The organism is Roseovarius azorensis, assembly GCF_900109455.1.
Taxonomy (GTDB): domain Bacteria; phylum Pseudomonadota; class Alphaproteobacteria; order Rhodobacterales; family Rhodobacteraceae; genus Roseovarius; species Roseovarius azorensis.
In genome coordinates this window covers 64,129-90,953 of the sequence record NZ_FOAG01000012.1, presented here as the reverse complement: position 1 = coordinate 90,953, position 26,825 = coordinate 64,129, and the positions used below count along the sequence as shown (strand labels likewise).

Annotated in this window: 25 protein-coding genes; 6 read left to right on the top strand and 19 right to left on the bottom strand. The window is 63.0% G+C overall.

Features of this window, described 5'->3' with window-relative positions; all coding sequences use genetic code 11:
• Positions 1-195 precede the first annotated feature (195 nt).
• Entirely contained in the window at positions 196-969 is a 774-nt protein-coding gene (locus BSG08_RS15835; RefSeq protein WP_093038819.1) for a 3-hydroxybutyrate dehydrogenase, read from the top strand.
• A gap of 38 nt (positions 970-1,007) precedes the next feature.
• Here the strand turns inward: BSG08_RS15835 and BSG08_RS15830 are convergent, their stop codons facing one another.
• Positions 1,008-1,700, bottom strand: a complete 693-nt coding sequence (locus BSG08_RS15830) for a DUF502 domain-containing protein (RefSeq protein WP_093038818.1) — start codon at positions 1,698-1,700, stop codon at positions 1,008-1,010.
• Positions 1,701-1,958: 258 nt separating this feature from the next.
• On the opposite strand from BSG08_RS15830, the gene rpsB reads away from it, so the two are divergent.
• Together rpsB and tsf are read left to right on the top strand one after the other, a co-directional pair.
• A complete protein-coding gene (gene rpsB, locus BSG08_RS15820; protein WP_093038816.1) occupies positions 1,959-2,750 on the top strand; it encodes a 30S ribosomal protein S2 in 792 nt (263 codons plus the stop codon).
• 74 nt (positions 2,751-2,824) lie between these two features.
• Positions 2,825-3,721: a translation elongation factor Ts gene (tsf, locus tag BSG08_RS15815; protein WP_093038815.1), complete on the top strand. Its 897-nt coding sequence runs from the start codon at positions 2,825-2,827 to the stop codon at positions 3,719-3,721.
• Between the two features lie 362 nt (positions 3,722-4,083).
• Here the strand turns inward: tsf and BSG08_RS15810 are convergent, their stop codons facing one another.
• The 5 genes from BSG08_RS15810 to BSG08_RS15790 all read right to left on the bottom strand — a co-directional run bounded on the left by BSG08_RS15810 (position 4,084) and on the right by BSG08_RS15790 (position 9,552).
• Positions 4,084-4,839, bottom strand: coding sequence for a LuxR family transcriptional regulator (locus BSG08_RS15810; RefSeq protein WP_093038814.1), 756 nt, complete (start codon positions 4,837-4,839; stop codon positions 4,084-4,086).
• The gene (aroQ, locus tag BSG08_RS15805) at positions 4,836-5,279 is read right to left on the bottom strand and encodes a type II 3-dehydroquinate dehydratase (protein WP_093038813.1); all 444 of its coding nucleotides are present in this window, start codon (positions 5,277-5,279) and stop codon (positions 4,836-4,838) included. The genes BSG08_RS15810 and aroQ overlap by 4 nt, the downstream gene beginning before the upstream one ends.
• Positions 5,280-5,534: 255 nt before the next feature.
• Entirely contained in the window at positions 5,535-6,938 is a 1,404-nt protein-coding gene (locus BSG08_RS15800) for an MATE family efflux transporter (RefSeq protein ID WP_093038812.1), read from the bottom strand.
• Between the two features lie 89 nt (positions 6,939-7,027).
• Positions 7,028-8,290, bottom strand: coding sequence for an NAD(P)/FAD-dependent oxidoreductase (locus tag BSG08_RS15795; RefSeq protein WP_093038811.1), 1,263 nt, complete (start codon positions 8,288-8,290; stop codon positions 7,028-7,030).
• 38 nt (positions 8,291-8,328) lie between these two features.
• Complete coding sequence (locus BSG08_RS15790) at positions 8,329-9,552, bottom strand: acyl-CoA dehydrogenase (RefSeq protein WP_093038810.1); 1,224 nt, start codon at positions 9,550-9,552, stop codon at positions 8,329-8,331.
• A 104-nt stretch (positions 9,553-9,656) separates the two neighbouring features.
• On the opposite strand from BSG08_RS15790, the gene BSG08_RS15785 reads away from it, so the two are divergent.
• Positions 9,657-10,568 carry a LysR substrate-binding domain-containing protein gene (locus BSG08_RS15785; protein WP_093038809.1) on the top strand — a complete coding sequence of 304 codons (912 nt, stop codon included), beginning with the start codon at positions 9,657-9,659 and terminating at the stop codon, positions 10,566-10,568.
• A 279-nt stretch (positions 10,569-10,847) separates the two neighbouring features.
• Here BSG08_RS15785 and phoB read toward each other — a convergent pair whose 3' ends face one another.
• From phoB to BSG08_RS15735, 10 genes are all read right to left on the bottom strand, one after another.
• The gene (gene phoB / locus BSG08_RS15780) at positions 10,848-11,537 is read right to left on the bottom strand and encodes a phosphate regulon transcriptional regulator PhoB (protein ID WP_093038808.1); all 690 of its coding nucleotides are present in this window, start codon (positions 11,535-11,537) and stop codon (positions 10,848-10,850) included.
• 17 nt (positions 11,538-11,554) lie between these two features.
• Complete coding sequence (gene phoU / locus BSG08_RS15775) at positions 11,555-12,283, bottom strand: phosphate signaling complex protein PhoU (protein WP_093038807.1); 729 nt, start codon at positions 12,281-12,283, stop codon at positions 11,555-11,557.
• Positions 12,284-12,294: 11 nt separating this feature from the next.
• Positions 12,295-13,092, bottom strand: a complete 798-nt coding sequence (pstB, locus tag BSG08_RS15770) for a phosphate ABC transporter ATP-binding protein PstB (RefSeq protein WP_093038806.1) — start codon at positions 13,090-13,092, stop codon at positions 12,295-12,297.
• Between the two features lie 14 nt (positions 13,093-13,106).
• The gene (gene pstA / locus BSG08_RS15765) at positions 13,107-14,387 is read right to left on the bottom strand and encodes a phosphate ABC transporter permease PstA (RefSeq protein WP_093038805.1); all 1,281 of its coding nucleotides are present in this window, start codon (positions 14,385-14,387) and stop codon (positions 13,107-13,109) included.
• 12 nt (positions 14,388-14,399) lie between these two features.
• Positions 14,400-15,773 carry a phosphate ABC transporter permease subunit PstC gene (gene pstC / locus BSG08_RS15760; RefSeq protein ID WP_093038804.1) on the bottom strand — a complete coding sequence of 458 codons (1,374 nt, stop codon included), beginning with the start codon at positions 15,771-15,773 and terminating at the stop codon, positions 14,400-14,402.
• 70 nt (positions 15,774-15,843) lie between these two features.
• A complete protein-coding gene (locus tag BSG08_RS15755) occupies positions 15,844-16,896 on the bottom strand; it encodes a substrate-binding domain-containing protein (protein WP_093038803.1) in 1,053 nt (350 codons plus the stop codon).
• A 153-nt stretch (positions 16,897-17,049) separates the two neighbouring features.
• Positions 17,050-18,096 carry a sensor histidine kinase gene (locus tag BSG08_RS15750; RefSeq protein WP_093038802.1) on the bottom strand — a complete coding sequence of 349 codons (1,047 nt, stop codon included), beginning with the start codon at positions 18,094-18,096 and terminating at the stop codon, positions 17,050-17,052.
• A gap of 6 nt (positions 18,097-18,102) precedes the next feature.
• Entirely contained in the window at positions 18,103-18,624 is a 522-nt protein-coding gene (locus BSG08_RS15745; protein ID WP_093038801.1) for a gamma carbonic anhydrase family protein, read from the bottom strand.
• Entirely contained in the window at positions 18,621-19,265 is a 645-nt protein-coding gene (gene gmk / locus BSG08_RS15740; protein ID WP_093038800.1) for a guanylate kinase, read from the bottom strand. The genes BSG08_RS15745 and gmk overlap by 4 nt, the downstream gene beginning before the upstream one ends.
• 95 nt (positions 19,266-19,360) lie before the next feature.
• Entirely contained in the window at positions 19,361-20,251 is an 891-nt protein-coding gene (locus BSG08_RS15735; RefSeq protein ID WP_093038799.1) for a YicC/YloC family endoribonuclease, read from the bottom strand.
• A 246-nt stretch (positions 20,252-20,497) separates the two neighbouring features.
• Here BSG08_RS15735 and BSG08_RS15730 point away from each other — a divergent pair, with 246 nt between their 5' ends.
• Positions 20,498-21,139: a PAS domain-containing protein gene (locus BSG08_RS15730; RefSeq protein ID WP_093038798.1), complete on the top strand. Its 642-nt coding sequence runs from the start codon at positions 20,498-20,500 to the stop codon at positions 21,137-21,139.
• Between the two features lie 12 nt (positions 21,140-21,151).
• Here the strand turns inward: BSG08_RS15730 and BSG08_RS15725 are convergent, their stop codons facing one another.
• On the bottom strand, positions 21,152-22,522 hold the full coding sequence (locus BSG08_RS15725) for a class II 3-deoxy-7-phosphoheptulonate synthase (RefSeq protein ID WP_093038797.1): 1,371 nt from the start codon (positions 22,520-22,522) through the stop codon (positions 21,152-21,154).
• Positions 22,523-22,694: 172 nt separating this feature from the next.
• Here BSG08_RS15725 and BSG08_RS15720 point away from each other — a divergent pair, with 172 nt between their 5' ends.
• The gene (locus BSG08_RS15720; protein WP_093038796.1) at positions 22,695-23,696 is read left to right on the top strand and encodes a GlxA family transcriptional regulator; all 1,002 of its coding nucleotides are present in this window, start codon (positions 22,695-22,697) and stop codon (positions 23,694-23,696) included.
• A gap of 41 nt (positions 23,697-23,737) precedes the next feature.
• Here BSG08_RS15720 and BSG08_RS15715 read toward each other — a convergent pair whose 3' ends face one another.
• Together BSG08_RS15715 and dxs are read right to left on the bottom strand one after the other, a co-directional pair.
• Positions 23,738-24,853, bottom strand: coding sequence for a PQQ-dependent sugar dehydrogenase (locus BSG08_RS15715; RefSeq protein ID WP_093038795.1), 1,116 nt, complete (start codon positions 24,851-24,853; stop codon positions 23,738-23,740).
• 41 nt (positions 24,854-24,894) lie between these two features.
• On the bottom strand, positions 24,895-26,823 hold the full coding sequence (gene dxs, locus BSG08_RS15710) for a 1-deoxy-D-xylulose-5-phosphate synthase (RefSeq protein ID WP_093038794.1): 1,929 nt from the start codon (positions 26,821-26,823) through the stop codon (positions 24,895-24,897).
• Positions 26,824-26,825 lie beyond the last annotated feature (2 nt).

The following is a 26,825-nucleotide window of genomic DNA, read 5'->3' as shown; positions in this document are numbered from 1 at the left end:
CTGCGGCGCGGGATTGCTTATAAAGAGAGCACTGCTCGATAGGTTTCTTGCCTGTATGAAACCTGCCTCAATAACTTGACGCCCGCCTCGTGCGGGCGTTTTTTTGCGCCTCGCGGCACCGTGATGCCTATTCCCCGTGCAATTCGCAGATGCAGCACTTATGCTGCGTCTGCACTACCAACGGGGAGAGTGGACATGAGCGTCAAAGGCAAAACAGCCGTTATCACAGGGTCGAATTCGGGAATCGGCCTGGGAATCGCACAGGAACTGGCGCGTGCCGGGGCGAATGTCGTGCTGAATTCATTTACCGATTCGAAAGAGGATCACGCGCTGGCCGCCAGAATCGCGCAGGAGACCGGCGTGGAGGCGCGTTATATTCAGGCGGACATGTCAAACGGCGAGCAATGCCGCGCCCTAATCGAAAAGGCGGGGCGCTGTGATGTTCTGGTGAACAATGCGGGTATCCAGCATGTTTGCCCGATCGACGAGTTTCCGGCGGGCAAATGGGATGCGATCATCGCCATCAACCTGACCTCGGCGTTCCATACCACCGCTGCCGCCTTGCCGATGATGCGCAAGGCAGGCTGGGGCCGGGTGATCAACATCGCCTCGGCGCATGGGCTCACGGCGAGTCCCTACAAATCGGCCTATGTCGCGGCAAAGCACGGGATTGTCGGGCTGACCAAGGTCACCGCGCTGGAGACCGCGCAGGAACCGATCACTGCCAACGCGATCTGTCCGGGCTACGTGCTGACCCCGCTGGTCGAGGCGCAGATCCCCGATACGATGGAGAAATACGGCATGAGCCGCGAGGACGTGATCAAGAAGGTCATGCTGGAACGGCAGCCCTCCAAGGAATTCGCCACCACTGAACAGATGGGCGGCACGGCGTTATTCCTGTGCTCGGATGCTGCGGCGCAGATCACCGGAACGACGATCAGTGTCGACGGCGGCTGGACGGCACTCTGATCCATGGCGTATTCCCGCCAATCAGGGCCATACGAGATTTAGGTGCGCTTGCCGTTTGGCGCATCCGGTTTGGTCTGGCCGGGATAGACGAGACCGGCCGAGATCACCAGCTTGGCCGCATCCTCGATCGACATGTTCAATTCGACCACGTCCTCGCGCGGAAAATAGAGCAGAAAGCCGGAGGTCGGGTTGGGCGTGGTGGGCACGAAAACGCTGAGCAGATCGCTGTCGGTTTCTGCCTTTTCATTAATTTCACCCCTGGCCTCGGTCGAGATGAAACCGATGGCCCAGATGCCCTTGCGGGGATACTGGATCAGGCAGGCCTTTTCAAAGCTCCGCTCGGACTGGGCAAAGACCGTCTCGGCGATCTGTTTCACCCCCGAATAAATCGAGCGGACCACCGGCATGCGATTGACCAGCGACTCGGCGAACAGGATCAGCGAGCGGCCGATCAGCCCCTTGGCGATCCAGCCCACCAGCACCGTGAAGATCAGAAAGATGATCACGCCGACGCCGCGCAGGTTGATGCCGATATACTGCTCGGGCTGGTATCTGTCCGGGATGAGCGGCAGGACGAATCCGTCCACCCATCCGATCACCGTCCACATCAGCCAGATTGTCAGGCCGACCGGAGCGATCACCACCAGGCCGGTCAGGAAACTGGCCCGCAGTCCAGCGAAACGACCGGGCTTCTTGGGGACAAGGGGTGGTTCGTCAAATGGCGTGTTCATCGGTCATCCAGGATCGGGCCATGGCGTTATCTAGGCATAATCCGTTTGCGCCACAATGGCCCATCTGTGTGTGCGCGCCTTGTGTCGTTCGAAATTGCGGGGCAGGGGTTGCACCCGCACCAAGAGGCGGCTATATGCGCGCCATTGAAATCCGCAGGCATGGGCGGGCGCATGGGGGAGACATCCCCGTCTGTCCACCGGTTGAAGCATCCGCTTCTCATCCCGTGCCAAGGCGAAAACCGGAAAAGGAAAACGACGATGGCTCTTCCTGAGTTCACTATGCGTCAGCTGTTGGAAGCTGGCGTTCACTTTGGCCACCAGACGCAGCGTTGGAATCCCCGCATGGGCGAGTTCATCTATGGTGCGCGCAATGGCATCCACATCATGGACCTGACGCAGACCGTGCCGCTGCTCGACGCGGCGCTCAACGCGATCCGCGAGACCGTCGCCAAGGGCGGTCGCATCCTCTTTGTCGGCACCAAGCGGCAGGCGTCTCAACCGATCGCCGAGGCGGCAGAGAAATGCGCGCAGTATTACATGAACCACCGCTGGCTTGGTGGCACACTGACCAACTGGCAGACCGTGTCGAAATCCATTCAGCGCCTCAATCAGATCGACGAGGTGATCGAGGGCGGCGCCGAGGGGCTGACCAAGAAAGAGCGTCTCGGGATGGAACGGGATCAGACAAAACTGCAGGCCAGCCTTGGCGGGATCCGCGAAATGGGCGGTGTGCCGGACATGCTGTTCGTGATTGACGTCAAGAAAGAAGCGCTTGCCGTGGCCGAAGCCAACAAGCTGGGTATTCCCGTTGTGGCGGTGGTTGACACCAACTGCTCGCCCGAGGGTGTCGATTATATCATTCCGGGCAATGACGACGCGGCGCGGGCGATTGCTCTCTATTGCGATCTGGTCAGCCGCGCCGCGCTGGACGGAATGTCGGCGCAGATGGGGGCCGCAGGTGTCGATCTGGGCGCGCTGGAAGAGGCCCCGGCCGAGGAGGTTCTGACCGAAGCGCCCGCTGCTGCCGAAACCGCAGAGGCTGAGAGCTGAGCGCCGTCACGAAACTGACATGGGGCGCGGGATATGCCGCCCCCGATCCACGACTGAATTTGAGGAGAGCCGATATGGCGATCACTGCTGCTATGGTGAAGGAACTGCGCGACAGCACGGGCGCAGGCATGATGGATGCGAAGAAGGCATTGACCGAGACGGCTGGCGACATGGATGCGGCCGTGGACTGGCTGCGCACCAAGGGTCTGGCCAAGGCGGCCAAGAAAGCGGATCGCGTCGCCGCAGAAGGTCTTGTCGGGGTTGCCGTCAAGGGTGGCGTCGGCGTTGCTGTCGAGGTGAATTCGGAAACCGATTTCGTCGCCAAGAACGCAGATTTCCAGAAACTCGTGTCAACGATCTCGGGTGCGGCCCTCGGCGTGTCCGATATCGAGGCGCTCAACGCGGCGCCGGTCGCGGGCAAGCCGGTGTCCGAGGCGCTGACCGACGCGATCGCCGTGATCGGCGAGAACATGGCTCTGCGCCGCATGGCCCGCGTCGAAGGCGACGTGGTGGTCTCTTATGTCCACAACGCCGCCGCCCCCGACATGGGCAAGATCGGCGTCCTCGTGGCGCTGAAGGGCACTGACGCCGGGATCGGCAAGCAGATCGCCATGCACATTGCCGCCACCGCGCCGATGTCGCTGGACGAGGCCAGCCTTGATCCCGCGGTGCTGGAGCGCGAACTGACCGTCCAGACCCAGAAAGCGCTGGAAGAAAACGCGCAGTCGGCCAAACCCAAGCCGGAAGCGGTGATCCAGAACAACATCATCCCGGGGCGGATGAAAAAGTTTCTCGAGGAAATCACGCTGCTGAACCAGAAATTCGTGATGAACCCGGATATCACCGTCGCCGAGGCCGCACGGCAGGCTGGCGTTGAAATCCTGTCCTTCGCCCGTGTCGAAGTGGGCGAGGGGATCGAGAAGAAGGAAGAGGATTTTGCGGCCGAAGTCGCCAAGGTCGCTCAGGGATAAAGCTTCGCCTCAGCGGATCGAAGAAGGGTGGCCTCGGGCCGCCCTTTTTTATGTCGGGAGAGATACGACACAAAAAGCGGTGCCGCCTTTCAAGGCAACACCGCCGATCTGGTCGACAGTCTGATGGGGATGAAACGCCGACCACGATAGGGTCGGTCGCCCACTCCGACTATAAGAGCCAACGACCGACTTCCGGCAGAACCGGAGAGAACAGCATCATCCCTTGAAATAAAAGGCAACACGGTCCCCATGTTCCCGGGCTACAAAGCCACCACTCACGGAACATGAAGATCATTATATCTTACGTAAGGTAAGGAAAGTAGGGAATTCCATACCAGAATTAAAAAGTCTGAAAACTGTCGCTATTTTTCCAGAATGAACATCTGGTTCTGAAGCGCGGCCTTGAGAACCGCCTGGGCGGTCGTTTCAACGGACAGGGCCTGACGTGCCAGGCGCAGATGCTTTTCCACCGTTGCCGGGGTTAGCCCCATGAGCAGGGCAATATCCTGCACCGTCTTGCCATCGCCAACCCATCCGAGCACCTCTCTTTGCCGCTGCGTCAGCGCACGGCTGGGGGCGGTGTAGGGCAGGCAGAGGATACGAAGATGCACAACATTGTTGAGCGCCATGATATGCTCTCCCGCACGCTGCCAGATGGCATCCACCTCGCCCTGGGCCATGCCTGGGCGGGCCGTCAGTGCAATCGCACCCTTGGTGCGCGGGGACAGGGACTTGAAGCTGATGGAATAGCCCGCGGTGACGTTCTGGGATCGGTTGAATTCGAAAACCTTGCGTTCCTGCGGGCTAAGGGTGCCGCTTGCAATCATCTCGCCCAGAATCGACCAGGAACAGGCCCCGTCATGTTCGAGCGCCCAACGCACCATGGGCGCGTGAAAATACAGGCCTTCACCGATGAAGACATCCGTGTAGCTCGGGCTGTGATTGGTCAGCAGAACGAAATCATCGGGATCGCCCAGTGAGGTGGCGGTGCGATAGCGGGTATAGCCATAGATCAACCTGTCAAATCCGAACTCCGCCATGTTCCGGGTGTGGAGATCCCACAGTTCCTCGACCGACGTGGCATTCGCAAGCGTATTGATCTTGCTGGCTTCTATCACCCGCCATCCTCCAGATGCCCGCAGATTGCATCGAGTGCCAGCAGATAGCCACGGGCGCCGAAACCGCAGATGATGCCAACCACCACTTTTGCGATATAGGACTGATGGCGGAACGGCTCGCGTGCATGCACATTCGACAGATGCAGCTCGATGGCGGGCAGGGCAGCAGAACTGATTGCATCCATCAGCGCCACGGACGTATGCGTATAGGCCCCGGCATTCAGGATAATCCCGTCATGCCGTCCACGCGCGGCGTGGATCGCGTCGATCAGCGCGCCTTCGTGGTTGCTCTGCTCAAAGCTGAGATCCACACCAAGGTCCGCCGCTTTCGCCCGACACATGGCCTCGATATCGGCAAGTGTCGTATGTCCGTAAACCTCGGGCTGACGTGTGCCGAGCAGATTGAGGTTCGGGCCGTTCAATATTAGGATACTGGTCATGTTCTTGCTCCCGAACTCTCTCATAGACCGTGAATCCTTGGCCTGTCGAGACCTGCATTGGTTGCATCGGAGTTATACTGGCGACTGCGCTCTCTGCACGATTGGTTAGCACTGTCCGCTTGATCAGATTTCAGGCAGGAGTGCGGCACAGCTTTGCCTGGGAAATGCGACGTAAAGCAATGTAATATATGTTGAAACAAGATGGTATGCTCAGGGTTTTTCTATATGTAATTTACATAATACTGATTATGCGCATTAGCGACCAGTCCGGTTCGTGACCACCTGCATCCGTTGATCCGGGCATTTGTAATGCAGTTTGAGCGGATCACGACACGGCGCCGCGATCACGCGCAGGCCCAGCCAGACCGCCACGGCGGCAAAGATCGCACCGCCAACCGCCTGTCCGATCAGCACGCCATGCGCCCCCCAGACCGCGCCGAAGGCGATCGCGAAAGGCCATGTGCCAAGCGTATGCCGCGCCCAGTTCACCCCGGTCGAATATGACGGATGGCCAAGATTGTTGAACGAGGCATTGGAGACAAAAATCGCACCGTTGAAAAACGACGCCAGCGCCAGCGGTCCGAGATAAAGGTAGAGCAAGGAGCGCATCATCCCCGTCGCCTCGAAGAGATCGGCCAGCGGATCGCGCAGCACAAACAGAAGCCCGGACATGACCACCACATAAAGCGCGAGAAATTTCAACCCGTCCGAGAACGTCTCTTGCACCCGGTCCATGCGCCCTGCCCCGAAGTTCTGGCCAAAGATCGGTCCGATCGCGCCCGACAGCGCCAGCACGACGGAAAAGACCACCGGAATCATCCGGTTGATCACTGCCAGTGCCGCCACCGCGTCTGAGCCGTATTTCGCCATTTCGCGGGTCACGATGGCCGTGCCGACCGGCGTGGCGACTGTGCCCAGCACCGCGGGCAACGCAATCATTGCCGTTTCACGGAAATCACGGGCGACACATTGCGGTCGTGGTCGGGCAAACGCCCGATAGCGGTGGATGGCGAGTCCCATGGCCAGCCCCACAGTTGCAAGGCGAGCCAGCACGGTGGCCATGGCAGCGCCTTGCAATTCGAGGCCGAGCGTGAAGATCAGGATCGGATCAAGCACCGCATTGACCCCCGCCCCCAGCAGCGCCGGATACATCGCCCCGCGCGCATCCCCATAGGCCCTCAGCACGGCCACTGTGACCATCGACAGGCCCGACATGAATGTTGTCGGCAGGATGATCCAGAGATAGCCAGCCGCCATCTCGGCCACCGGCCCGTCGGCCCCGGCAAGACCGAGCAAAAACGCCATGTTGGGCAGCGCCAGAAGCGGCAGGACAAGCCCGACACCAACCGCGATCACTGCGGAGCTGCTGGCGAATTCACGGGCATCGACATGGTTGTTCTCGCCGAGCGCACGCGCGACCAGGGCGCCGGCCGCTATCGACAGGCCGATATTGATGGCGCTGGCAAAGAACATGATGACGCTGGCATAGCCCGCTGCTGCCGCCAGTTCCTCGCGCCCCAGCATGGAAATGAACACGATATCAAGCAGATCGACCGCAAATATCGCCATCAGCCCGATGCTTGATGTCAGAGACATCACCGAGACATGCCGGAAGAGATTGCCGGTCGTGAAATGTGCGCCGGTCTCGGAAAGTGCCATGTCATGCTCCTGTTACATGCTGGCTGAGCAGGTAAACCTTTTCTGCGGGCGCACAATGGTCCAGCACTCACAATGTCTGTGCAATTTTGTCAGGGTCGTGCGGCGGCCAGATGCACAAGCCGTGCTCCGGTTTCGTAATAGAGCGATCTGAGCGCAGCGAATCGCTCGTGATGCGCCTCGACCGCCGGGACCGGCAGGCCCGCTTCACTATCCTGCAACAGCGCCTCGGCCACGGCCTTGCCAAAGACCGTGCCGGGGCCGATACCGCGCCCGGAATAGCCGTAGATCGCATAGGCCCCCGGCCCCATGCGCTGAATACGCGGCAGATGATCATGGGTCATGGCGATCCGGCCCGCCCAGGCGTGCTCGATCCCTGCCCCCTTGAGCCGTGGAAACAGTTGCGTCAGCTTGCGCCGCGCCCAGTCGGCATGTGGGCGTGCATTGCCGCCCATGCCCCCGAGGATCACGCGCCCCGCGCGATCCCGCCGGATCGAGGTCATGACCAGCCCGGTATCCCATGCCCCCTCACCGCCTGCCAGAATGTCACCCGCCAGATTGTCCCCCAGCGGAGTCGTGGCGAGCTGAAAATACTGCACCACGGGAACGCTTGGCAGTCTGATATGCGCAACGGGCTGATGATAGGCGTTGGTGGCGATGAGCAGGCGGCGCGCCTGCAATTTGCCGCCCCGCGTGGAAATCAGCCATTGTCCGCCGCGCCGCTCGGCGCTGGTGACGGGGCTCTGTTCGTGCAGGCGCGCACCCTGTTCGGTCGCGGCGCGCGCCAGCCCGCGCGCATAGGCCAGCGGCTGGATCGTGCCTGCGCGGGAATCGTGCAGGGCACCGTGAAACCGCGCCGTGCCAAGTCGCGCCGCGGTTTCCTGTGCGTCGAGCAGCCGCACCGGCGCGCCGCGCGCCTGCGTTTGGGTTAGACGCATCTGCAACTGCTCCATCCCGCCCGGCGCATGCGCCAGATGCAGCGTGCCCGCGCGTACCGGCTCGCAGGCGATGGCGTGGTGTTCGATCAGGTCGAACACCAGGTCAGGGGCTGTCGCCAGAACGCTGTTGAGATGCTCACCCGCCTGATTTCCAAGGGTTTTGCAGACATCATCGGGCGGCAGCCACAGCCCTGCATTGACCAGTCCGACATTGCGCCCGGAACCGCCATGACCGATGGTTTCAGCTTCAAGCAGGGTTACCTCTGCCCCCTGCTCCGCGGCATGCAGCGCAGCCGACAGCCCGGTGAACCCGCCGCCGATGATGGCGAGATCGGTGTTGCGGTTGCCCTGAAACTGCGGGGCCGAGAGATGTTCGGCGGCGCTATCGCGCCAGAGGTTCCCCAGACCTGCGGTCATCACGGCTCCTGTTGCGTGTTCTGGCCGACCCTGCCCTGTCAGAAGAACGCCTGCAAGCCGGTTTGTGCGCGCCCCAGGATCAGCGCATGGACATCATGGGTGCCTTCGTAGGTGTTGACGGTCTCGAGGTTGACCATATGTCTAATAACTTGAAATTCCTCTGAAATTCCGTTTCCGCCATGCATGTCGCGGGCGTGGCGTGCGATTTCCAGCGCCTTGCCACAGTTGTTGCGTTTTATCAGGCTGATCATCTCGGGGGCGGCGTTGGCCTCGTCCATCAGGCGGCCGACGCGCAGGGCGGCCTGAAGGCCGAGCGCGATTTCGGTCTGCATGTTGGCCAGTTTCAACTGGAAAAGCTGGGTCTGGGCCAGCGGGCGGTTGAATTGCCGCCGGTCAAGGCCGTATTGACGGGCGGCGTGCCAACAGAACTCGGCCGCCCCCATGACGCCCCAGGCGATCCCGAATCGAGCGCGGTTGAGACATCCGAAAGGCCCCTTAAGCCCTTGAACATTAGGCAAAAGTGCGTCCTCTGATACCTCTACATTGTCCATCACGATTTCGCCGGTCACCGAGGCGCGAAGGCTGAGTTTGCCACCCACTTTCGGCGCGCTGAGGCCCTTCATGCCCTTTTCGAGAATGAAGCCGCGGATCTTGCCGTCATGCGCCTCGGACTTGGCCCAGATGACGAAGACATCGGCGATGGGGCTGTTGGATATCCACATCTTGGTGCCGGTGATGCGATATCCACTATCTGTGCGAATGGCGCGGGTTTTCATGCCGGCCGGATCGCTACCGGCGTCGGGTTCCGTCAGGCCGAAACAGCCGATCAACTCGCCGCTGGCCAGACCCGGCAGGTATTTGCGGCGCTGATCCTTGGAGCCATAGGCATAGATCGGATACATCACGAGAGAGGATTGCACGCTCATCATCGAGCGATAGCCCGAATCGACGCGCTCGATCTCGCGGGCGACGAGGCCATAGCTGACATAGCCCGCGCCAAGCCCGCCGTATTCCTCGGGGATGGTGGTGCCGAGAAGGCCCATCCTGCCCATTTCATTGAAGATTCCAGGCTCTACCCGTTCTTCGCGATAGGCAGCGATGACACGGGGTTGCAGGGTCTCCTGCGCGAATGTGCGGGCGCTTTCGGCGATCATCCGTTCCTCTTCGGACAACTGATCGGCAAGGCGGAAGGGGTCGGCCCAATCGAATGTGTTAAGATCCGGTGCATCCTTGGCGCGCAGCGTCGGCGTCTTGGCGGTCATGGCGGAGTCCTTATGCGTTTTTTAACGGGTTTCGGACAGGTTACACTGGTCAAACCCCAAAGAATAACGATATTTCCACATCAACCCATGAGTAAACCGCAAGCATGACCCTGCCTCGCCGCTTTCTACCCTCGATCTCTGCCCTGCGCGCGCTGGAGGCGTTGGATCGGCTGGGCAGCGCCACGGCAGCGGCGGAAGAATTGTCGCAGACCCAGAGTGCTATCAGCAGGCAGTTGAAAACACTGGAGGGTCAGCTTGGCGTGACGCTGTTCCTGCGGCAGGGGCGCAGCCTGGTCCTGACTCCGCAGGCGGCGGAGTATGCCGACAGGATTCGCAGCGCGCTGCAACAGATCGCGCAGGCGTCGGTCAAGCTGACGGTCAATCCGGTGGGCGGCAGCCTGAGCCTTGCGATCCTGCCCAGCTTTGGCATGCGGTGGCTGGTGCCACGGCTGGCGGATTTCGCGCGGCTGCACCCGGAGGTGACGATCAACCTGTCAACCCGTCTAAAACCATTCAACTTTGCCTCTGAACCATTTGATGCAGCGATACATTTCGGCAAACCGGATTGGCTGGGAACAGAGGCGCTGCGGCTGAAAACCGAGGCTGTCCTGCCGGTGGCGTCACCTGATTTCCTCGCGTCGCACCCGCCGGTACGAGCGGCGCGGGATCTGCTGGACCTGCCGCTTCTGCATATCGAGACACGACCAAATGCCTGGGCGGCATGGCTGGCGGCGCATGGGGTTGAGGGGGCAAAGGTTAACGGCACGATCTATGACCAGTTTTCAACCATAACGCAGGCCGCACTGCACGGGTTGGGCGTCGCGCTGTTGCCCGACTACCTGGCCGAGCAGGATCTGGCGACCGGGCGGCTGACCTGCGTCTGGGGCGACAAGACCATGATTTCCGGCGCTTATTACCTGGTCTGGCCGGTCCAGAACGGGCGCGATCCGGCGCTGACGACATTCCGCGACTGGCTGGCGGGTCAGGCGGAGGACGAGGATTTGCTGCCACGATGAGGGTGCGGTTCTGGAATGGATTAAGATAGGGTTTATTTTGACAGGCTGTACGGTTTTCGCGGAAAACCATACGGTTGATTGGACTTGCCGTAGGCGTGTCGCGGTGCGCCGAGCATTGTCGCGCGTGGCGCAGGCGTCTGATGCGTTTAGGCGGCGGCGCCCCCCTACTCCGGCATGAATTTGCGGCGCGGAACAGTTAATGCCGGGTGGGGGCCGGTTTTGACCTGAGGTGGAAAGGTCGAGCCGAGCAATGAGCCACGCGGTGCTCGGCCCCTGCGATTAGCCCAAGGCATACCCCGCCCCGCGCACGGTGCGCAGCGGATCAGCACCGCCGTGTTGGCAGAGCGCCTTGCGCAGCCGGCCGATATGCACATCGACGGTGCGGGTGTCGACATAGATGTCGCGGCCCCAGACGCGATCTAGCAACTGCTCGCGCGACCAGACGCGACCGGGTTTTTCCATGAACGTGGACAGCAGGCGAAATTCGGTCGGCCCGAGTTTCAGCGGCTTTTCCGCGCGGGTCACGCGGTGGGTTTCCGCATCGAGCACGATGTCGAGATATTCCAGCCGCTCGCCCACCGAGGCGGGCCGGGTGCGGCGCAGTTGCGCACGCACCCGCGCCATCAGTTCCACTAGCGAATAGGGCTTGATCACATAATCGTCCGCCCCGGTTTCCAGCCCGCGCACGCGGTCCACCTCTTCCGAGCGGGCTGAGAGCATGATGATGGGAATGCTGCGGGTCTCGGAGCGCGTCTTGAGCTGGCGGCAGACCTCTATCCCCGAGACATTGGGCATCATCCAGTCGAGCACGATGATGTCGGGCGGCATTTCCGATACCATCAGCAGCGCCTCTTCGCCATTGCTGGCAGTAAGGACGCGAAACCCGTCGGCCTCCAGGTTGTAGCCCAGCACCTCGCGCTGTGCTGGTTCGTCCTCGACCAGAAGGACGGTGGGCTGATCGGCGGACATGGTGCGCTGCTCCTGTTTCAGGCCCGGATGTCGGGGGCGATGGACGGATCGACCGAGGTCTGATCGCCCTTGGGGCGGGGCTCGTCAGGCATCTCGCCGGAGACCAGATAGACCACCTGTTCGGCGATGGCGGTGACCAGATCGCCCATTCGTTCGGTGTTCTTGGCGATGAAATGCAGGTGCATGCAGGCGGTGATGTTGCGCGGATCCTCCATCATGAAGGTCAGGAATTCGCGGAAGATCGCGTTATACATCTGATCTACATCCTGATCGCGCTGCATCACCTCGCGGGCGAGATCCTGATCGCGCTGGATATAGGCGTCGAGCACGTCCTTGAGCATTTCCTCGACCTCGCGCGCCATGCGGCGCAGCGCCGCCGGAGAGCCGTTGACCGGCGACATCCGGGTCAGGACAGAGGTGCGCTTGGCCATGTTCTTGGCGTAGTCGCCGATGCGTTCGAGGCTGGCCGAGATCTTGATCACGGTGAGGATGAGGCGCAGGTCGCGCGCCGTGGGCGCGCGCAGGGCGAGGACGCGGGCGGCCTCCTGGTTGATCTGCTCTTCGAGGGCGTCGATCGCCTTGTCGCGCCCCCTGACCTCTTCGGCCAGTTCGTCGTCGCGGGTTTCGAGCGAGCGGGCGGCATCCGAGATCGCGCGCTCGACCATGCCGCCCATCTTCATGATATGGGCCTGGATGGTTTCGAGATCGCGATCGAAGGAGGACACGATATGCTGGTGGTCGGACATCTGGGAAATCCTTAGCCGATACGCCCGGTGATGTAGCTCTCGGTGCGCTCATCGTGGGGGTTGGTGAAAATCTGACCGGTATCGCCGAATTCGACAAGGTGGCCGAGGTGAAAGAACGCGGTCTTCTGGCTGACGCGCGCGGCCTGCTGCATCGAGTGGGTCACGATCACGACCGAATAGTCCTGGCGCAGTTCGTCGATCAGTTCCTCGACCTGCGCCGTTGCGATCGGGTCGAGCGCCGAGCAGGGTTCGTCCATCAAGAGCACCTCGGGCGAGGTGGCAACGGCGCGGGCGATGCAGAGCCGCTGCTGCTGGCCGCCGGAGAGGCCGGTGCCGGGCTGGTCGAGCCGGTCCTTGGCCTCGTCCCAGAGGGCGGCGCGGCGCAGGGATTGCTCGACGATGGCGTCGAGATCGGCCCTGGTGCGGGCCAGACCGTGAATGCGGGGGCCGTAGGCAACGTTGTCATAGATCGACTTGGGGAAAGGGTTGGGTTTCTGGAACACCATGCCGACCTTGGCGCGCAGTTGCACCGGGTCGACCGACCTGTCGTAGATGTCGTGCCCGTCAAGCCTGATGTCGCCGGTCACGCGGCAGATGTCGATGGTGTCGTTCATCCGGTTGAGGCAGCGCAGAAAGGTGGATTTGCCACAACCCGACGGCCCGATAAAGGCGGTGACGGTATTGTCGAGGATATCGACATCCACGCCCTTGATCGCCTCTGTCTCGCCGTAAAAGACATGCACGTTGCGGGCGGAAAATTTGATAGTCCTGTCGTCCACGTTTCTCTCCAGCTTGGGCGCGTCATACATGGGAATGTCCTTTCTTACCATTTGCGCTCGAATTTGCTGCGCAGATAGATGGCGATGGCGTTCATCGTGATCAGGAAGGTCAGAAGCACGAGGATGGCGGCGGAGGTGCGGCTGACGAAGCCGCGTTCGGGGCTGTCGGCCCAGATGAAGATCTGCGTGGGCAGCGCGGTGGCGCTGTCGAGCGGCGAGCCGGGGGCCGAGGTGATAAAGGCATTCATGCCGATCAGCAGGAGAGGTGCGGTTTCGCCAAGCGCCTGCGCCAGACCGATGATCGTGCCGGTGAGGATGCCGGGCATGGCAAGCGGCAGGACATGGCCGAACACGACCTGATGTTTGGAGGCCCCTACCCCAAGGGCCGCCTCGCGGATCGAGGGCGGCACGGCCTTGAGAGCGGCGCGGGTGGCGATGATGATCGTCGGCATCGTCATCAGCGCCAGTGTCATCCCACCCACCAGCGGGGCCGAGCGCGGCAGGCCGAACCACCCGATGAACACCGCAAGCGCCAGCAGGCCGAACACCACCGAGGGCACGGCGGCGAGGTTGTTGATATTGACCTCGATAAGATCGCTCCAGCGGTTTTTGGGCGCGAATTCCTCTAGATAGATGGCCGCGCCGATGCCCAGCGGGAACGAGATCAGAAAGCAGACCAGAAGCGCCCAGAAGCTGCCGACAAGCGCGCCCTTGAGGCCCGCCAGCTCGGGAAAGCGCGAATCGGCATTGGTCAGCAGACCCCAGTTCAGCGGCTGGGTGATCATGCCGGCCTGATCCAGCCGGTCGAACCAGGCGATTTCCTGATCGGTCACGCGGCGCTGCGCCTCGGGCGTGTCGCGCTTGACGAGGCCCTTGGCGAGTTGGTCGAAGGGATCGGACATCGGCACCCTGAGGGTGACGGTCTGACCGATCAGCGAGGGATCCGCGACGATCATGTCGCGCAGCCTGAATTGCGCGCCGTTGGAAAAGAGGCCCTCGAGCCTGCGCAGATCGGCGCGTTCGCTCACCTCGGGCAGTTGGGCCTGCAGGCTGGCCTGCAGCACATCCCTGAACCCGCCGCGCGGCAATTTTTCCACGGACACCTCTTCGGGATCGACAAAGACCTCGACCTGGATATGGGTCTGGGTAAAGGCCTTGTAACCGGTGCCGACGAGCGAGGACACGAGGATGAACAACATCAGCGCGGCAAAGCTGATGGCGGCGATGCCAAAGCCCTGCAGCATGAGCTGATGGCGATTGCGGCGCCTGAGGTGGTTGCGCTGAGCGGCCCCGAGTGGGGCGGAGTTCGCGGAAAGATCGGTCATCGCCGGGCGTCCTTAATCGTAGGCTTCGCGGTATTTGCGCACGATGCGCAGGGCGAAGACGTTGATGATCAGCGTCACCAGAAACAGCATCATGCCAAGCGCGAAGGCCGCGAGAGTCTTGGGGTTGTCAAAGGAGGTGTCACCGATCAGCAGGGTCACGATCTGCACCGTGACGGTGGTGACGCTGTCGAGCGGATTGATGGTCATCTTGGCGATCAGGCCCGCCGCCATGACCACAATCATGGTTTCGCCGATGGCTCGGCTGACCGCCAGAAGGATACCGCCGACGATGCCGGGAATGGCCGCCGGAAAGAGAACCGAGGTCATCATCTCGGCCCGCGTCGCACCAAGGCCGAGCGCGCCGTCGCGCAGGGATTGTGGCACCGCCGAGAGCGCGTCATCGGCAAAGGACGAGATGAAGGGGATCAGCATGATGCCCATCACGCTGCCCGCCGCGAGGGCGATATTGGGCGAGACATCGAGGCCGATCGACTGCCCGAAACCGCGCATCGCGGGGGCCACGACGAGGATGGCGAAAAAGCCGTAGACCACCGTGGGCACGCCCGCGAGAATTTCGAGAAAAGGCTTGGCAACGGCGCGGAACCTGCGGGGGGCGAATTCGTTGAGATAGATGGCCGACATCAGCCCCACCGGCACCGCAACGACCAGCGCGATGACGGTGATGACCAGCGTGCCCAACATCACCGGCAGCCAGCCGAAGGCGCCCTCGGCGGCAACCTGATCCTCGCGCAGGGGGATCTGCGGCTCCCAGTTGGTGCCAAAGAGGAATTCGGTGACCGGCACCTTGGCAAAGAACTTGCCGGTCTCGAACATCAGCGAGGCGACGATACCGATGGTGACAAAGATCGCCACCACCGAGCAAAAGATCATCAGGCCGGAGATGATATGTTCAACCCCGTGGCGGGCGCGGAAATCGGCCGCGACCTTGCGGCGGCTGAAGAGCATCAGGCCAAGCGCCAAGGCCGTGACAACCACCAGCATCAGCTGTCCGCTGCGGACATTGAGCGCCAGATAGCGGTCGGCGGCGGCCAGTTTCCAGTCCTCGGGCGTACCAAAGATCGTGCCGCCGGCGATGGACTTGATTTCGGCGATGATCAGTTGCACCTCGCCGGTGCCCAACCCTTCGAGACGCGCGGCAATGCCGGATTTGAGGATGCTGTCAATCACATGGCCCTGCAACACCAGCCAGAGCAGGATCACCACCAGCACCGGCACCAGCACCATGAGCAGAGAGAAGGCGCCGTGAAATCCGACCAGCGAATGCAGCCGCGCCCCGTCGCGTCTGATCGCGGTTGCGGCCTGTCTGTTCCAGACGTAGCCGATGATCGCCAGCGCGAAGAGGCAGAGAAAGGCAGCGGTGGTCATGGCGTCCCCGTTCAAGGATAGAGAAGCCGCCCGGCCTTGGTCAACCGGGCGGCGAGGTCATGTCAGCCGGTCAGGACTTGGGGTCCATGTTGGCGGCACCGATCACGGCCTCCTGGGTCTTGGCCCGCAGATCGTCCGGCAGGGCGACCATGCCGCGCTCGGTCAGGTAACCGCCCGGCTCCATCGCGTCATCGGACATGTATTCCTCGATGAATTCCTGCAGGTTCGGGATCACGCCGCGATGCGCGTTCTTGACGTAGAAGAACAGCGGGCGCGAGATCGGATAGGAGAAATCCACGATGGTCTCTGCCGACGGCTCGACGCCCGCGATGGTCACCGGCTTGAGCGTGTCGAGGTTCTCGTAGAGGAACGAATAGCCGAAGATGCCCACAGCATTGGCGTCGGCATTCAGGCGCTGAACGATCAGGTTGTCGTTTTCGCCCGCCTCGACAAACGGCCCGTCCTGACGCATGCGCGAACAGTTTTCCTTGATCGCGGCGTCGTGTGCCTCCTTGTCGGATTCCTTCAGCGCCTTCATGAAATCGGTGGCTTCGCAACCGGCGTGCATCGCCAGTTCGACAAAGGCGTCACGGGTGCCCGAGGTCGGCGGCGGGCCATAGGCGAGGATCTCGACATCTGGCAGGCTTGCGTCGATATCCGACCACTTCTTGTAGGGGTTGGCGATCCAGCCGCCGTCGCCCGGCACTTCGGCGGCGAGGGCGAGGTAGACCTGCTCGAGCGTCAGATCCCAGTCAGCGGGGGCGCTGCGTGAAATGGCGATCGACAGGCCGTCATAGCCGATCATCGCCTCGGTGATGTCTGTGACGCCGTTTTCGGTGCAGAGGGCGTATTCAGAGGCTTTCATCGCCCGCGATGCGCCGGTGATGTCGGGGTGGCTCTCGCCGATGCCGCCGCAAAAAATCTTCATGCCGCCGCCGGTGCCGGTCGATTCGACGATGGGCGACGGTGCGCCGGTGTTGTTCGAGAACTGCTCGGCCACGGCCTGCGTGTAGGGAAACACGGTGGACGAGCCGACGATACGGATCTCGTCACGGGCGTGGGCAGCGCCAGCAGCCAGCGCAGCGAGGGCCGCGGCGGAAACGGTGGTTTTGAAAAGAGACATGGATAGCTCCCTGAGTTGGGTTTCACGAGGCCACCTGGCAGGCGACCTTGGGGGCTGTGCTAGGGTCTTTGCACGAACCTTTTGTTACACTTGTGTAACGGTTTTATGACGCTGGCGGATTCATGCGGATTTTTCCGGCAGGCCGGGCGGCGTTCAGCCCTGGGATGCGGTCCAGCGCGGCAGGATTACCATGAATTCGCTGCCCTCGCCCGGAGTCGAAGAGATTCGCAGTCGCCCGCGATGACGGTTGACGATGTGTTTCACTATGGCCAACCCAAGGCCGGTGCCGCCCATCTCGCGCGAGCGGTGGGTGTCGACGCGGTAGAACCGCTCGGTCAGGCGCGGGATATGCAGCGGGTCGATCCCCGGGCCGCGGTCGCGCACGCGCACGGCCACGCCAGGGGCGCGCAGGGTAACGTCTTTGTCTAGGGTCTCGATCGTGATGGTGATGTGATTCCCGGCCCCGCCGTATTTGATCGCGTTCTCCACGAGATTGGTGAACACCTGCTGCAACTGATCTGCATTGCCCGGCACCTCGATGCCCTCGACCGGATCGAAGGCGATCTCACAACCACGTTCGCGCGCCATCGGGCGCAGCATGTAGAGTACCGAACCGATGGTGCCCGAGAGGTCCACCGGCTCGCGCGGGCGCACGCGCTCTTCGCTCTCGACGCGACTGAGCGACAGCAGGTCGCGCACCAGGCGTTCCATGCGCGCCGCCTCGGTCTGCATGATCCCGAGAAATCGGTCTATCGCCTTGTCGTCACGCCGCGCCGGTCCCTGCAGGGTCTCGATGAATCCCATCAGCGCGGTGAGTGGCGTGCGCAGTTCGTGGCTGACATTGGCGACGAAATCGCGGCGCATCTGCGCGGCCTGTTCGCGTTCTGTCATGTCCTCGAAACAGACCAGCACGCCGTGGCTTTCGGGCGTGTCGATATAGGCCACATGCACCACAAAACTGCTGTCGCGCCCCGAGTCGGAGGCCTGATAGCCGGTTCTGCGGGGCGCGTGGTCGCGCAGCGTCGATTCGATGGCGGTCAGAACGTCCGGCTGGCGCAGCGCGGTCAGGAAATGCCGTCCGCCGATCCCCTGCCCCAGAAGGTCGAGCGCCGCCGGGTTGGTCGCGGCTATACGCTGGTCGGGTCCGATCAGCAGCGCGGCCAGCGGGATGCCCGCGAGAACAGAGGCCAACCCCTGCATCGCCGTTCAGAGCGCCCGCAGACCGGTGCGGAACCGGCGCATGTTCTGCTGGTAATGCAGTGCACTGGCGCGCAGACCCGCGATGGCCGCCGCATCAAGGCTGCGCACCAGCCGGCCCGGCGCGCCCATCACGAGGCTGCCGTCGGGAATGTCCTTGCCTTCGGTGATCAGCGCGCCCGCGCCGATCAGGCAATCGCGCCCGATGCGCGCGCCGTTCAGCACCGTGGCCCCCATCCCGATCAGGGAATTTTCGCCGATGGTGCAGCCATGCAGCATCGCCTTGTGCCCGATGGTACAGCCCGCGCCGATGACCAGCGGATAGCCCATGTCGGTATGCAGGACGCAGTTTTCCTGCAGATTGCTGCCCGCGCCGACATGAATCACCTCGTTGTCGCCGCGCAGCGTTGCGCCGAACCAGACCGAGGCTCCTTCTTCCAGCACCACCCTGCCGATGATGTTAGCGTCGGGTGCCACCCAGGTGTCCGCCGCGATTTTCGGGCTGTGCTTGTCCAATGCGTAAAGCGTCATCTGCTGTCCTCGAATTCGCTGTGGAGGGCGCGCACATGGCTGGTGAGCCAGGGCTGCTGGCTGCGGCGCAGGCGCGTGGCCTCGATGATGGTTTTCAGTCGCGCCTCGGTTGCATCAAGGTCGTCATTGACCAGCACGAAATCATAGCCGTCCCAGTGGCTGATCTCGTCCCAGCTTTTCTGCATGCGCTTGGCGATCACCTCTTTGCTGTCCTGCCCGCGAATTTCCAGACGGCGATGCAATTCACGGATCGAGGGCGGCAGCAGAAAGATCGAGAGCGTATGCGCGCCAAGCGCGGAGTTACGGATCTGCTGTGCCCCCTGCCAGTCGATATCAAAGAGCACATCGCGCCCTTCATCAATCGCGGCCTGCACCGGGCCTTTGGGCGAGCCGTAGAAATGGCCGAAGACATGCGCATGTTCCAGCATTCCGCCCGCCGTCACCTCGCGTTTGAAGGCATCGGGGGTCAGGAAGTGATAATCTTGGCCGTCCACCTCGCCGGCGCGCGGGGTGCGGGTCGTGGCCGAGACCGAAAAGGCGATGGTCGGATCCCAATCGCGCAGCCGTCGCGACAGCGTAGACTTGCCAGCGCCCGATGGTGAGGACAGGATGATCAGCAGGCCACGGCGTTTCTCATTCATGTGGTTTTTCTTTCATTTTCCGTAAGCTGTATGTCGTTTTTCATCTTATGAAAATGCTGGTCCCGCCGATGTGCCGCAGATCCGGCACGACGGCGCTATTCCACATTCTGCACCTGTTCGCGCATCTGGTCGATCACCGTTTTCAGCGCGAGGCCGATCATCGTGAGTCCCGCGTGCTGGGCCTTGGAGCACAGCGTGTTGGCCTCGCGGTTGAATTCCTGGGTGAGGAAATCGAGCTTGCGCCCCACCGGCGAGCCGTTGGCGATCAGATCGCGCGCGGCGCCGATATGGGCGCGCAGGCGGTCAATTTCCTCGGTCACGTCGAGTTTCACCGCCAGCAGCGCCAGTTCCTGCGCGATGCGGTCGGGATCGACGCCATCCGCCGCCTCGATCACGCGACCAAGTGCGGCGCGGTGGGTACGGGCGATGTCTTCGGACCGGGTGGCGATCAGTGCGGCCGCCTCGTCGGTCAGGCGGGCGATTTCGTCGATCTGGCCGCTCAGCACTGCCGCGAGGGTGGCGCCCTCGCTCTGGCGCATGGCGATGAAACCGGCCAGTACGGTCTCGAAATCGGCCAGCAGGGCGCGGGCGAGATCGCCGGTGTCGGCATCCCCTGCCCCGGTGTCCAGCACGCCGCGCAGCGCCAGAATGTCGGCGGCATTGGCGGGGGCCAGCGACACACCCGCCGCCATTGCGCGGCTTTCGACCTCGGTCATGGCGTGCAGCACGGTGTCGAGGGAGGCGCGATCGAGGGTGATCGCGCCTCCCGGCGCATCGCTCTGGAGTTTGAGCGTCAGGCTGACGTTGCCGCGCGTCAGGGCACGATCAAGCCGTGCGCGAAGGCCCGATTCCAGCCCCTCGATCCAGTCCGGCAGCCGCAGCCGCAAATCGAATCCCTTGCCATTGACGCCGCGCATTTCCCAGACCCAGGCCTGGTCCGCATGGCCGCCTCTGGCGGTGGCGAAGGCGGTCATCGACTGGATCATGCGGGTCTGCTCCTCTGGCGGGTCATGCCCTGTCCTAGCCACTGCCAGGGAGGCTGGCAAGCGCGGGCTGGACGCGGCGGCGCGATCAGTGGTTAACCAATCGTCTCGATTTTTAGACAAATGCGATCAGCCCTGTGGCAGATTACCCCTGCCGCACAGTGGTTTTGCGTGGTTTCGCGATCTCGCGCGGACCCTTGGTGGCCGCAGTAAAGGTTAACGCATCAGCAGTCGTGAAGGGGTGAGAATATGCAGGACGATATCACGCAATCGCGCCGGGGCGCGCCCGCGACAGGGCATGACGACCGGCAGGTCGCCCATCTGCGCGCCTTTCGCGCCTATTGGGAAAGCCTGCGCAAGGGGCATGATCTGCCCCGCCGTTCCGACATAGACCCGCGCCGAATCGAGCCGTTGCTGCACAATGCCTTTGTGGTCGAGCGTATCGCGCCGGGAGCGACGCGGCTGCGGGTCGCGGGAACGCATCTGGGCGACCTGATGGGCATGGAGGTGCGCGGCATGCCGCTGAGCTGCCTCGTGGCACCCGATGGGCGGGACGATTTCGCACTGCGACTGGTGGAGCTGTTCGACGCGCCGGCGGCGCTCAGGCTTGATCTGCGCAGTCCGGGCGGGCTGGGACGGCCCGAGATGACCGGCACGCTGATCCTGTTGCCGCTGCGCAGTGACCTGGGGGACGTATCGCGGGCGCTGGGATGTCTGGTTACGCGAGGCGGGATCGGTCGTCCGTCGCGCCGGTTCGGGATTGTCGCCGCGCGGGCAGAGCCGCTGGGCCGGCATCAGGCGACGGGGCTGCGCGCGCTTGGTGGTGGCATCGCCGTTCTGGCGGATGGCGCGGCTGTGCGCAGCCGCGCGCATCTGCGGGTGGTCAGGTAGCCCACGCGCGGATCAGACCGCCTCGGCCTGCTGGCGGTTCATGCGTAGCGCCGACAGTTCCTCGGCCACGAGAAAGGCGAGTTCGAGCGACTGGCTGGCGTTGAGGCGCGGGTCGCAGGCGGTGTGGTAACGGTCGGACAGGTTTTCCTCAGACAGCGAGCGCATGCCGCCGATGCATTCGGTCACGTCCTGGCCGGTCATCTCGAAATGCACGCCGCCGGGGATGGTGCCCTCGGCCTTGTGGATGGCGAAGAATTCGCGCACCTCGCGCAGCACCAGATCAAAGGGCCGGGTCTTGTAGCCGCTGGCGGATTTGATCGTGTTGCCGTGCATCGGATCGCAGACCCAGAGCACGTTGGCCCCCTCGGCCTGCACGGTGCGGATGAGGCGCGGCAGGTTGTCCGCGACCTTGCCCGCGCCGAAACGCGCAATGAGGGTGAGCCGCCCGGCCTCGTTTTTCGGGTTGAGGGTGGCGAGCAGGCGCTTGAGATCGTCGCCGGTCATCGTCGGGCCGCATTTGAGGCCGATGGGATTGAGCACGCCGCGCAGGAATTCCACATGCGCGCCGTCCGGCTGACGTGTGCGGTCGCCGATCCAGAGCATGTGCCCGGACCCCGCCAGCCATTTGCCGGATGTCGAATCGAGGCGGCAAAGCGCCTCTTCGTATTCCAGTAGCAACCCCTCGTGCGAGGTGTAGAAATCCACCGTGCGCAGCGTGTGGGAGTTGTCGCTGTCAATGCCCGCCGCCTTCATGAAGTCGAGCGCATCGCTGATATGGTTGGCCATGTCGCGGTATTTCGCGGCCTTCTCGCTCTCGGTAAATCCCAGCGTCCAGGCGTGGACCTGATGGACATCCGCATAGCCGCCGGTGGAAAAGGCGCGCAGGAGGTTCAGTGTCGCCGCCGCCTGGGTATAGGCCTGCAGCATCTTTTCTGGGTTCGGGATGCGCGCCGCAGGCGTGAAGGCCAGATCGTTGATGATGTCGCCGCGGTAGCTGGGCAGTTCCACGCCCTCCACCACCTCGGTCGGGGCCGAACGCGGCTTGGCGAATTGCCCGGCCATGCGGCCGACCTTGACCACCGGCACCTTGGCGCCATAGGTCAGCACCATCGCCATCTGCAGCATGACCTTGAACGTGTCGCGGATCGCGTCGGCGGAGAACTGATCGAACGCTTCGGCGCAGTCGCCACCCTGAAGCAGGAACGCCTCGCCGCGCGAGGCGGCGCCCAGTTGCGATTTCAGCCGCCGCGCCTCACCGGCAAAGACCAGCGGCGGGTATTGCATCAGACGGGTCTCGACACCCCTCAGGGCGGTGGCATCGGGATAGTCGGGCATTTGCACCCGCGGCTTTGCCCGCCAGTCCGATTTGTGCCATTCCGTCATGGTCTTTCTCCGCTTTGTCGAATTCTGAGGACCGTCTATACTAAAGCAACCATCAAGAGACCATATGGGTATTGCAGGAAATCCCTGCAAATTAACCCGCATGTCTTGTCAATCGCAACGGTTTCGTGACAGACGCGACATGAGGCCCCTGTGGTCAGGGATTCGGAGTGCCATGAAGTCTGAGACCGCGAAAATAGAAGTCAGCGCACCCAGGGTGCCCAGGCGCTTTGTCTTTGTGCTGCTGGAGAATTTCACGCTGCTGAGCTTTGCCTCGGCGGTGGAATGCCTGCGCATCGCCAACCGGATGGCGGAGCGCGAGCTATACAGCTGGGCGCTGACCGGGGATTCGGAGGATGTGATCACCTGCTCTGCCGGGGTGCGGTTCAATCTCGATTTTCCGCTGAGCGAGTTGAGCCGCGAAGATGTCGTGATGGTCTGCGGTGGGGTCGATGTGCAGGCGGCGGCGACCAAGCGGATGCTCAACTGGCTGCGCCGCGAGGCGCGCAAGGGGATGCGGATGGGCGGGCTGTGCACCGCCGCCTATGTGCTGGCGCGCGCCGGTCTGCTGGACGGCAAGCGCGCGACGATCCATTGGGAAAACCACGATGCGTTTCTCGAAGAATTCGAGGACGTGCAACTGACCAAATCGGTTTTCGTCATCGACGGCAACCGGATGACCACGGCGGGCGGCACATCCTCGATCGACCTGATGCTGAACATCATCGCCGACGATCACGGTGAAAAGCTGGCCAATGCGGTGGCCGATCAGCAGATCTATTCGTCGATCCGCACCGATCAGGACACGCAGCGCCTGTCCGTGCCCACGCGCATCGGCGTGCGCCACCCCAAGCTGAGCCAGGTCATCCAGATGATGGAGAGCAACATCGAGGAACCGATCAGCCCTTCGGTTCTGGCGCGCGATGTGGGTATGTCCACCCGGCAACTGGAGCGGCTGTTTCGCCGCTATCTCAGCCGCAGCCCGAAGCGCTATTACATGGAACTGCGCCTGCAAAAGGCGCGCAACCTGCTGATGCAGACCGACATGACGGTGATCAACGTGGCGCTGGCCTGCGGTTTTGCCTCGCCCTCGCATTTTTCCAAATGCTACCGCGCGCATTATGACACCACGCCCTACCGCGAGCGTGGCGCGCATACCTCGCGTCTGTCGGTCTGAGGCACGGTTGGTTTTCCGAGTACTTTCAGAACGATGAAAGATCAGCCCGGCGTGATCCGGTAGGCCGCGCCCTGCCCGACGCTGAGGAACCAGATGCTGCCATCGGGGGCCTCGCGGATGTCGCGGACGCGCTGCGTCTCGGGGGATTGCAGGCGTTCGGCCTCTGTCAGCGGCGTACCGCTGAGGCGCGAGATCATGTCGAATTTCAGGCTTCCGACAAAGATATGCCCGCGCCACTCGGGCCAGAGCGCGCCGGAATAGATCATCATGCCCGAGGGTGCGATGGAGGGATCCCAGTAGAAATCGGGCTGTTCCATGCCGTCCTTGTGGGTGCCTTGTCCGATCTTTGCGCCCGAGTAATGGCGACCGTAGGAAATCACCGGCCAGCCGTAGTTGGCCCCCTTGCGTATGCTGTTGATTTCGTCGCCGCCTCTGGCACCGTGTTCGACAACCCAGAGATTTCCCGACAGATCAAGCGTGGCGCCCTGCGGGTTGCGGTGGCCATAGGACCAGATCGCGGGGCGCGCGCCGGGAGTCTGGGCAAAGGGGTTGTCGGCGGGGATGCTGCCGTCGCGGGCGATGCGGATTACAGACCCGTTCTCGCGCGACAGATCCTGCGCCGAGGGTTGGTCGCCGCGTTCACCGATGGTGGCGTAGAGCATCCCGTCCGGTCCTTCGACCAGCCGCGAGCCGAAATGCTGGCCGCCGGATGAGCCGGGGGTCAGCTCGAATATCTCGGTCCAGTTGGTGAGGCTGGTCGCGCCGGGGGCGAGAACGGCATGGGCGACAGCCGTACCCTCGCCGTTCGGCTGGCGCTTGGCATAGGTGAAATAGATCTGGCGGGATTGGGTGAAATCGCGCGGCACGAGGATATCGAGCAGCCCGCCCTGTCCGCGCGCGGCGACGCGCGGCAGGCCGCCGATGGTCTGGCGTGCACCGTCCCGAAAGAGCAGCAGACGTCCGCCGCGTTCGGTGACAAGTACCCCATCCTCCGGCAGAAAGCCGAGCGCCCAGGGTTCGTCGAGCCGGTCGATGACCCTGGTGACGGTAAGTTTGCCTGCGCTCGACTCGATCGCATGGGCCGGGGTGAAGACAAGGCCAAGGGCCAGAACAAGGATGAGGATCAGGACAAGAACGAGACGGGCGAGGCGGGGCATGGCTTTGCTTTCTCCTTTGCTGCCCCTCCCAGATAGGCAATTCAGGCGCGTTTGCCAGTGATCTGCGCGATTCCCAGCACATCGAGCACCCGCGCCTCGATATCAGCGGAATTGAGACGAGCCACGGCATACATGTCCTCGGGGCTGGCCTGGTCGATGAACGTGTCTGGCAGGACCATCGAGCGAAACCTGAAGCCCTGATCGAACACCTGGGATTCGGCCAGCAAGTGACTGACATGGCTGGCAAAGCCGCCTATTGCCCCCTCCTCGATGGTGATCAGCGCCTCGTGACTCGCGACCAGATCGAGGATCAGCGCCTCGTCCAGCGGCTTGGCAAAGCGGGCGTCGGCGATGGTGGGTGTGATGCCGCGCGCGCGCAGCGATTCAGCAGCCTTGAGCACCTCTGCGAGCCGTGTCCCGTAGGACAGGATCGCAACGCGGCTGCCCTGCTGGACGATACGCCCCTTGCCGATCTCGAGGGGCTGGCCGCGTTCGGGCATGGTGACGCCTGCCCCCTCGCCGCGCGGGTAGCGAAAGGCGATGGGGCCGGTATCATGCGCCGCTGCGGTGGCAACCATGTGGACCAGTTCTGCCTCGTCGGCGGCGGCCATGACCACAAATCCCGGCAGATTGGCGAGAAAGGCGGTGTCGAAGGCCCCCGCATGGGTGGCCCCGTCCGCGCCGACCAGACCGGCGCGGTCGATGGCGAAACGCACCGGGAGGCGCTGGATCGCCACGTCATGCACCACCTGATCGTAGCCGCGTTGCAGGAATGTGGAATAGAGCGCGCAAAAGGGTTTCAGTCCGCCCGCCGCCATTCCGGCGGCAAAGGTCACCGCGTGCTGTTCGGCGATACCCACGTCGAACAGTCGCGACGGATAGCGTTCGGCAAAGAGGTTGAGGCCGGTGCCGTCGGGCATGGCGGCGGTGACGGCGCAGATACGCGCGTCGCGCGCAGCCTCGTCCAGCAGCGCCCGGGCGAAGACGGATGTATAGCTGGGGGCGTTCGAGGGGGATTTTTTCTGCTCGCCGGTCAGCACGTCGAATTTGGCGGTGGCATGGCCGCCATCGCGGGCGCGCTCTGCCGGGCCGTAACCCTTGCCCTTTTTGGTCAGCACATGGATCAGGATCGGCCCCGTGGCGCGGGCCTTGACGGTACGCAGCACCGGCAGAAGCTGGTTCATGTCATGGCCGTCGATGGGGCCGACATAGCTGAACCCCAGTTCCTCGAACAGCGTGCCGCCGACGGTGAGGCCCTTGAGCATGTCCCGGGCGCGGCGCGCGCCCTCCTGCAAGGGCGGTGGCAGAAGCGAGATCGCGCCCTTGGCGGCGGCCTTGAAATCCTGAAACGGCGCGCCCGCGTAAAGCCGCGACAGATAGGACGACAGCGCGCCGACGGGCGGTGCGATGGACATTTCATTATCGTTGAGGATGACGATCAGGCGCTTTTTCAGGTGGCCCGCGTTGTTCATCGCCTCGAACGCCATGCCCGCCGACATCGCCCCGTCGCCGATGACCGCAATCGCATCGCCGTGGCCGGTCGGGCAGTTACCGCCCAGATCGCGGGCCACGGCAAAGCCGAGCGCCGCGCTGATCGAGGTCGAGCTATGCGCCGCGCCGAACGGGTCATAGGGCGATTCCGCGCGTTTGGTGAAACCGCTGAGCCCGTCCTTTTGCCGCAGCGTGCGGATCCGGTCGCGCCGCCCGGTCAGGATCTTGTGCGGGTAGCACTGGTGCGAAACATCCCAGATGATCTTGTCACGCGGTGCGTCGAAGACGTGGTGCAGCGCGACGGTGAGTTCGACCACACCCAGTCCCGCGCCCAGGTGCCCGCCGGTTTCCGAGACCGCCGAAATCGTCTCGTTGCGCAACTCGTGCGTCAGTTGGATCAACTGCGCATCCGAGAACCGCTTGAGATCGGCGGGGCTGGCGACCTGATCGAGCAGCGGTGTTTTCGGGTGGTCGGACATGG